General features: G+C 37.4%; 7 protein-coding genes. 5 read left to right on the forward strand and 2 right to left on the reverse strand.

Annotated features, from left to right (window positions below; all coding sequences use genetic code 11):
- Positions 1-73: 73 nt before the first annotated feature.
- From ABD814_RS02650 to fucO, 5 genes are all read left to right on the forward strand, one after another.
- Positions 74-811: a metallophosphoesterase gene (locus ABD814_RS02650; RefSeq protein WP_344910062.1), complete on the forward strand. Its 738-nt coding sequence runs from the start codon at positions 74-76 to the stop codon at positions 809-811.
- Positions 812-889: 78 nt separating this feature from the next.
- Complete coding sequence (locus ABD814_RS02655; protein WP_344910064.1) at positions 890-2191, forward strand: MBL fold metallo-hydrolase; 1302 nt, start codon at positions 890-892, stop codon at positions 2189-2191.
- 4 nt (positions 2192-2195) lie between these two features.
- Entirely contained in the window at positions 2196-2465 is a 270-nt protein-coding gene (locus ABD814_RS02660; protein ID WP_344910066.1) for a DUF3006 domain-containing protein, read from the forward strand.
- A gap of 5 nt (positions 2466-2470) precedes the next feature.
- Positions 2471-3145: a CPBP family intramembrane glutamic endopeptidase gene (locus ABD814_RS02665; protein WP_344910068.1), complete on the forward strand. Its 675-nt coding sequence runs from the start codon at positions 2471-2473 to the stop codon at positions 3143-3145.
- Positions 3146-3643: 498 nt separating this feature from the next.
- The gene (gene fucO / locus ABD814_RS02670) at positions 3644-4795 is read left to right on the forward strand and encodes a lactaldehyde reductase (protein ID WP_344910070.1); all 1152 of its coding nucleotides are present in this window, start codon (positions 3644-3646) and stop codon (positions 4793-4795) included.
- Between the two features lie 336 nt (positions 4796-5131).
- Here the strand turns inward: fucO and ABD814_RS02675 are convergent, their stop codons facing one another.
- Both ABD814_RS02675 and guaC read right to left on the reverse strand, forming a co-directional pair.
- A complete protein-coding gene (locus tag ABD814_RS02675; protein ID WP_344910072.1) occupies positions 5132-6670 on the reverse strand; it encodes a mechanosensitive ion channel in 1539 nt (512 codons plus the stop codon).
- Positions 6671-7575: 905 nt separating this feature from the next.
- A complete protein-coding gene (gene guaC, locus ABD814_RS02680; protein WP_344910074.1) occupies positions 7576-8556 on the reverse strand; it encodes a GMP reductase in 981 nt (326 codons plus the stop codon).
- Between the last annotated feature and the right edge of the window lie 255 nt (positions 8557-8811).

The raw sequence follows: 8811 nt of genomic DNA on the forward strand, positions 1-8811 counted from the left end.
AGTGGACTCGGAATGGATATTGAAGGACTCATTCTAGCGTATAGGTGGGTCTAAAACAGCGTAATAATCAAAAGTGATCAATGATACTACTGCTGTTAAAGTGAATCAAGTTTATTTTGAAAATGATAAATTTAGTAGTGAGCAAAAACTTGAAATCTTACAAATTAGTGATGTACATAATCGTAATCTTGGTGGAAAATATGGTCGGATTACTGAATTGAATCCAGATTTAATCGTCTTAACTGGTGATTTAATCGATCGTAAAACAACTGATTTAACACATACAATTAATCTATTAGAACAATTGATAACGATCGATCGTCCGATTTATTTTGTTTCAGGGAATCATGAACAAGAGAGTTTGATGTTTGAAGAATTGAGACAAGTTTTATTAGATTATGGTGTCATTGAATTAGATAATCAATATGTTATGTTAGAGGTTGATGGTATTGAGTTCAATTTAGTTGGGATTGCCAATCATACAACGGGTCATGCCGATTTGAATGCTGCCTTTGAAGATGTTGAACTAGCAAAGCCTACAATTCTCTTATCGCACGCACCATTAATCACTGATGTTCAGGTTGATCTGATTTTAAGTGGTCATACACACGGTGGACAAATTCGCTTGCCATTTATCGGTGGATTAATTGCCCCAGATCAAGGCTTTTTCCCAGCGTATGATAAAGGAGCTTATCAGCTTGATTCAGGTGCGACACTTTATATTGATAGTGGACTTGGCACAAGTTTTCTACCGATTCGGTTTTTAAATCAAGCGCAAGTGACGATGCTGACGATTCATGGTCATAACTAGATTTTTGATAATATGAGTGTGAAAATTATGATTTGTGTGCGAACGTATGCAAAATGTAAAAGGAGTGGAAAATCTGTAATGAAGAAAGTTCTAGTTGGTTTAATGGTAGTGCTTTTTATGCTTGTTGGTTGTGGTACGAGCATGAGTTCTGAGCATGAACAAGTTGAACCGACAAATCAATCAGAAAAAGAAACGTTTGAGATTGAGAATAGTGAGCAAGACGGTGAGGTAGCAGACACAGATACAGAATCTGAGGTAGACCAAGCGGATGGAGCTGTACATAAAGATGTTTCAGGAAAGTTAAAAATTCACTTTATTGATGTAGGTCAAGCGGATGCGACGCTGTTTCAAGTGGGTGATGTGAATGTACTGTTTGATGCGGGGAATTGGAATCGCAGGGATGTCGTTGATTATTTATTATCAGTCGGTGTTGAAAAAATTGATTTATTGATTGGTTCACATCCTGATGCAGATCATATCGGACAGATGCCTTTAATTCTAGATCAATTCCAAGTAGATGAGGTGTGGATGTCAGGTGTTGAATCAACCTCACGAACATTTGAGAGTACGATTGATAAAAGTTTAGAATCTGAGATTAGTTATCATGAACCTCGTGCTGGGGAAAGTTATCAAATTGGTGAGCTATCATTAGATGTGATTGCACCTGCACAACTAACGAATGATTCGAATGAAGATTCGATTTCGGTTTATTTCGCGTTTGGTAGTACGGGTGTTGTTATGACAGGGGATGCTGGTGTTAAGGCTGAGCGTGCGATGATTAATGCGCGTGGAAGTTTGTCGGCAGATATTTTGCATGCAGGTCATCATGGATCAAATACATCAACGAGTGATTCATTTTTAAAGGCTGTTAATCCGGATTATGTGATTATTTCAGCGGGTGAGAATAATAGTTATGGGCATCCGCATGATGAGGTTATTGATCGTTTCGTTAAATCGGGTGTAGAGATTTTTGCGACATATCAGCATGGGACGATTATTTTTAGCTCGGATGGAAAGTCGATGACGTTAGATTCGACGATTGATCAAGCATTTGCACCATCGAAGCAAACCGAGAGTTCTGCTAGTTCTGACGGTTTAGCTAGCTCAGGTTCATCAAGTACGACAGAAAAGCAACTAGCAAAAGAACCTGAAGAGAAACTAAAGCCAACAGAAACAAAAAATCCCCCAACTGGCTGTGTTGATATTAATACGGCGAGTGAAGCGGAATTAATGGAGATTATTCACATTGGTGATGTTAGGGCTAAAGATCTGATTGATTTTAGACCGTTTAAATCAGTTGATGATTTGGATCGGGTCAGCGGGATTGGTCCTGCACGTTTGAAGGACATTATTAATCAACAAAAAGCATGTGTGAGGTGATGGGATGAAAACGGAAGCGATGATTGATCGATTTACTGAAACGGGTCAAGCGGTTCTGTTAGCAGAAACAATCGGCAGAGAATTTTTAATAGAAAAGAATGAACTGCCAGAAGGAGCGGAGCGGGGTGATTATTTAGCTCTGGAGCTTGAGGGGGACGTGGTGCTTTCAATTGAGTTGGATCAGGAAAAAACGATTGAGCGCAAGTCAGCTGTTCAGTCAAAGTTAGCGAAGTTGCGTGAACGTTCGTCGGGGAGTCGATTTAAAAAGAGGTGATTCGAGTGAGAAAGCATGTTAGTTTATTGTTGGCTGTAAGTGTCCTTGTTTTTTTGATGGCGCCTGTTGACTTATGGTTGGCGCCGAATTATTGGGTTAAGTCTGCGGTTAAGCTTGTTTTATTTGTCGTGATGCCGATTGGGTTAAATCATTTGTTTAAGTGGGTTGAATTGAGAAATTTACTTAGTCTCAAGCAAAAGGGGCGGAAATTGCTTGTGATTGGTAGTCTCGTTATTTATATTTTTATTGTAGGGATCTATTTAATCATTGGGCGCTGGTTTGATTTAGGTGGTGTAACGATAGCGTTAGAAGAGACGATGGCGATTAATCGTGATAACTTTATATTCGTTGCCCTATATATTCCGATTGTGAATGCCTTTGTTGAGGAGTTTTTCTTTCGGGGGATTTTGTTTCTTGCGTTAACGAAGTATATCAAAATGGGTTATGCTTATTTGATTAGTGCGGGTATCTTTAGTGTTTATCATGTCGCGATTATGACGAATTGGTTTTCGGCTCCGTTATTTTTATTACTTGTGTTTAGTTTGCTAGTTGCAGGGTTATTATTTAATTGGATCAATGCGAAGACAGATTCTATTTATGCCTCTTACTTTATTCATGCGGCTAGTAATCTGGCAATTAATACGATCGGACTTCATTTGTTCGGGCTTTTACCATTTTAATAAACTAAGTTTTAGACATCTGAACTTTGTTTGGCTTGTTTTATCTTGCCTTTTTAAAGTGTGCAAAATAAAATAGATTTATAAATACAATTTGCAAATAATAATATTTTAGCAAATCACTTGAGATTTGGAAAAAATGTTTATGCAATTCTAATGGAGGAAAGTGGATACTATATTCACTTTCTTTTTTTATCTTTGTTTATGGTGCTAATATGATACAAACAGAAGCAAACGGGGAATTTTATATTGTGTTTGCTTTTGGTTTAGTGTATGATAAAAGTAATAAAAGAAACTAAATGGAAAGGAAGATGTGTATGAAAATTTTACATACGATTGAAAGATGACATTATAATTATTTTAAATGAATGTGACGTAAATTTTTAATGTCAATGAAATGGAATTAGTAAAAAATAATATTTGTCTAATCTTTGATAGACAATATTATAAAAATTGTATAAGTATGTATGTGAAATATTGAACATAATAGGAGGAATAAACATGGCTAATCGAATGATCTTAAATGAAACTTCTTACTTTGGTAAAGGGGCAATTGAGAATGTTGCACCAGAATTCAAAAAGCGTGGTTTTAAAAAGGCGGTTGTAGTAACAGATAAAGACTTAATAGAGTTCAAGGTCGTAGCGAGAGTGACTGATTTATTAGAAAAAGAAGGTGTGAACTACGAACTATATGATGGAATTGTACCAAACCCCACCATCGAAAATGTAAAAGAGGGTGTGGAGTTTGTTAAAAATTGTGAAGCTGATTGTATTATTGCTATTGGTGGTGGTTCTCCAATTGATACAGCAAAAGCAATTGGAATTATCGTGACAAATTCAGAATTCTCAGATGTGATTAGTTTAGAAGGAGTAGCAGATACAAAAAACCCGTGTTTACCAATTTTCGCAATACCAACAACTTCTGGTACGGCTGCAGAGGTAACAATCAATTATGTGATTACTGATGAAGAAAACAAACGGAAATTTGTTTGTGTGGATCCACATGACATCCCAATTGTCGCTTTTGTTGATAGTGATCTGATGATGGGAATGCCAAAAAGTCTGGCAGCTGCAACTGGTATGGATGCAATGACACATGCCATTGAAGGATATATAACAAAAGGTGCTTGGGAAATGACCGATATGATGCATATTAAGGCAATTGAGATTGTTGGTCGCTCATTACGTGATTCTGTAAATGGTGATCAAAAGGCACGGGAAGAAATGGCGTTAGGGCAATATATTGCAGGTATGGGATTCTCAAACGTGGGATTAGGATTAGTTCATGGAATGGCGCACCCATTAAGTGCTTGGTATGATATCCCTCATGGCGTGGCTTGTGCGTCATTATTACCAACCATCATGAAATATAACAAGGACTATACAGACGAAAAGTATCGTGACATTGCAATAGTTTTAGGGGTAGAAGGGGCAATCGACATGTCACTTGAAGATGCTCGAGATGCAGCTTGTGAAGCAATTGATCAGTTAAGTAAGGATGTTGGCATACCAGCAACAATCTCAGAACTGGGTGTTAAAGAAGAAGATTTACCACAAATTGCAGAAGATGCATTTAATGATGTATGTACACCTGGAAATCCACGAGATACGACAGTGGAAGAAATTATTGCGTTATACAAGAGTCTGATTTAACAATTATACACTGTAAAAAAACTCTATCATAATTAGACATGATAGAGTTTTTTGTTTGATGTAATAGTTGTACTAATTTAGGGGGAAATATAACTCCTATAAAAATAGTGTAATCCAATTGAATCAACTGAAAATTTCATTAAAAAGGTTTTTACGGTATTAGTGTCTTTGCGAATTCCTTATAATTTGAAATTTAGGCAGGACTACTATAACCAAATTATAAGTTTTTATGTGTATTTGTATAGAAGGAATTGGGGTTTTTTATAGAAAAACGGTAGATTCACATTTATAAAGTGAATCTACCGTTTACTATTCATTATAAAATTCTAACCCAAATTATTTAGGATCAACAGGTGAAACATCTTTTGATTCTACCTGAGTATCTTCTAATTTACGATCCCATTTTGATAGGTATTTGCTAGCAAATTCACGTCCACCTAAACCGAAGGCTAATCCGAATGCTAACGCTAGTGCGCCTAGTGTCAAGATGAAGGCTGCATTGACGATTGAATCAGCTACGCCTAATTGGTTAAGTGCCATAAAGACTGCTAGAACAATGATACTGTACTTCGCGATGTTGGCAAGTGCAACACGGCCTTTACCTGATACAAGTGAAAGGACCATTTTTTCAACAAGGTTGGCGAAGAATAGTGCAACGCCTAGAATTAAGATTGCAACCAATACGTGTGGTAGGTAAGCAATAATCGCACCGACAATTGCGCCTAGGAAGTATAGATTAACAACCTGTAGTGCTTCACCAACAAACAGAATAACAACAACAATTTCTGCGATAATACCGACGATTTGGCTCAGTGTGTAATGTGGCTGTTGATTCGCCCAATTACCTAAACCAAGGTGTCTCATTAAATTGTTAAAGCCTACTCGAGTTAAGAGTTGATCGATTAGTTGTTTGACCCAACGGCCAACCCAAATTCCAACTGCAATCAAGATAATTGCGATTGCGATATTTGGAAGCATCGCCATAATGTTATTAAGCATGCCGATAGCTGGAACAGTGATACCACTGATATTTAATTGTTCAAGTGCAGAAATAGAGACTGGAATCATAATTAGAACGAAGACAATTGTTCCAATAACTTGCGCTAGGCTAGTGCCTTCTAATAGTTTTTTTAGACCAAGTTTTGCTGCTAATTGTTCACTACCAACACTTGTCAGGAAGTTTGTCAGTAAGGCACGAATAACTTTTGCCACAAACCATCCAATTACAAAAACAAGTGCTGCTGCAAATAATGCAGGAATGAAATCTAGAATCGACGCAACCATGCTTTGAAATGGCTGGGAAATTCCTGTTAAATTAAGTGTTGAAAGTATCGCTGGTAAGAATAATAATAGAACGAAATAGAATACGAGTGTTGCAATGACATTGACAGCTTTATTTGCATGTTGAGTATCTTCTTTTAAGCCTAACTTACTTAAAAGTGTTGTGATTGGTAAGCGTAAGCCTAATTTTCTAATTAAGAAGCTTAATGTTGAAGCAATCACCCAAGCAACTGCAGCTAGAATAATTGCTAGTATGATATCAGGTACGATACTTAACAGCGAGTTCAGCATATCCGAAAACGGACGTGCAATCGATGATAAGTTAAGGATATTGAGGAATGCGATGATCGCAAATGCCATGATCACCCAAAAGACAAATCGACTAATTATCGTCTCCGAATGATAGTCACCTTTTTTCTCACCGGATGGACCTGAAAATAATTTATCATCAAGTGTTGTTTTCTTCAGTGCATTCTTGACGATATTTGCTACAATTAATGCAATCACCCAACCGATAATGAGTACGAGTAAAGCGGTTAGGAAGTTAGAAATTGAACCGAAATAGTACATAAAATCAAAGTCAAAATCAAACATATTTTATCATCTCCTTATTAGTTATCTACCTACGTTATTACCCGAAGATAAGTTGAGCTAAACGTGAGATATTAAAAAGAATGGGATTTTGCTCTGTCATTTGATTCATTTTTTAGCTGGGATAGGTTAATTCGTTCCCTCTGTGGCGATTTTTTTCCGAGACAGGGTATGATTAGATGTTAATCGTTCCCCCCTATGGCGATTTTTTCCGAGACAGGATATGATTAGATGTTAATCGTTCCCCCTGTGGCGATTTTTTTCCGAGACAGGATATGATTAGATGTTATTTTCGTTCCTCCTATGATGATTTTTCACTGAGGCAGTGCACGCTAGAGGTCAGTAAGTATATGAGAATGATTTCTAAAGAATAACGCCTAATCGTCAGAGATCGCTCAGTTTGTAGGCTTGATTTCTAACGAATAAAGGCTAATCGTGAGAGATCGGTTAGTATGTGAGCTTGATCTCTAATGAATAAAGGCTAATCGTGAGAGATCGGTCAGTGTGTAGGCTTGATTTCTAACGAATAAAGGCTAATCGTGAGAGATCGGTTAGTGTGCAGGCTTGATTTCTAACGAATAAAGGCTAATCGTGAGAGATCGGTTAGTGTGCAGGCTTGATTTCTAACGAATAAAGGCTAATCGTGAGAGATCGGTCAGTGTGTAGGCTTGATTTCTAACGAATAAAGGCTAATCGTGAGAGATCGGTCAGTGTGTAGGCTTGATTTCTAACGAATAAAGGCTAATCGTGAGAGATCGGTTAGTATGTGAGCTTGATCTCTAACGAATAACGCCTAATCGTCAGACTCTGATCAGACTGTGAGATCGATTACCAATGCAAACATGTGGGGGATCTACTTCATTAATTAAAAAACGCTTAGGAACTAAAATTCTAAGCGTTTTTTTATCTTAATACGAATCCCCATTAAAAATAGAGTTTTTAACAACGACGTAATCAACGTTGCGGATTGCCATCACATGGTTGCCACCTGCGTATGAAATCGATGATTGGAGGTCTTGTTCCATTTCAGTTAGTGTGTCTTGAATCGCACCTTTGTATTCAACGTGCATTTTCTTGCCTTCGACGTTTTTCTTCTCACCTTTTTGGAATTCTGAAGCAGAGCCAAAGTATTCTTTATATAGCTTGCCATCAACCTCGATTGTTTCGCCAGGTGATTCGTCGTGTCCAGCGAATAGTGAGCCAATCATCACCATTGTGGCACCGAAGCGGATAGACTTAGCTATATCTCCATGTTGGCGAATTCCGCCGTCAGCAATAATCGGCTTGCTTGCAGCTTTGGCACACCATCTTAGTGCAGCCAGTTGCCAGCCACCTGTACCGAAGCCAGTTTTCATTTTTGTAATACATACTTTCCCCGGTCCGATTCCGACTTTAGTTGCGTCAGCCCCAGCGTTCTCAAGTTCACGAACAGCTTCTGGCGTTCCAACGTTACCGGCAATCACAAAACTAGCAGGTAATTTTTCTTTAATATATTGAATCATTTTAATCACATTATTTGAGTGCCCATGAGCAACATCAATTGTGATAAATTCAGGGACTAATTTTTTCTCGACTAATAAATCGACAAAATCATATTCCTCTGGCTTGATGCCAACACTGATTGATGCAATTAAGTTACGTGCATGCATGTCTTTAATAAATTGCTCACGTGTTTCTGGTTCAAAACGATGCATCACATAAAAATAACCGTTCTCCGCTAAATAGAGAGCAAGTTTTTCGTCAATAATCGTCTGCATATTTGCAGGGACAACTGGTAGCTTAAAAGTATGATTACCTAGCTTTACTGATGTGTCACACTCCGACCGACTTGTAACGATGCTTTTTGCGGGAATTAGTTGAATATCTTCGTAATCGAATACATTATCCATTTATAACACTCCTAAACACGAATGATTTTTAATTAATGACCTATAATCGTTCGGTCATTAGGTAATATATAATAAATATTACTCCTTGTCAAAGGTTTTGGGCATTATTTCACTAAAGATGCAAAGAAGATCGATAAATGACTGTTTATTTGTTAAAGTGTTGATTTTTGTTGTATTTAAAACGAAGATTGTATAATCAAGTTAGTCACCTAAAATAAAAGGTCATGTGAATTTCATGTTATATTGAAAGTACGC

The organism is Amphibacillus indicireducens, from assembly GCF_039539605.1.
Taxonomy (GTDB): domain Bacteria; phylum Bacillota; class Bacilli; order Bacillales; family Amphibacillaceae; genus Amphibacillus; species Amphibacillus indicireducens.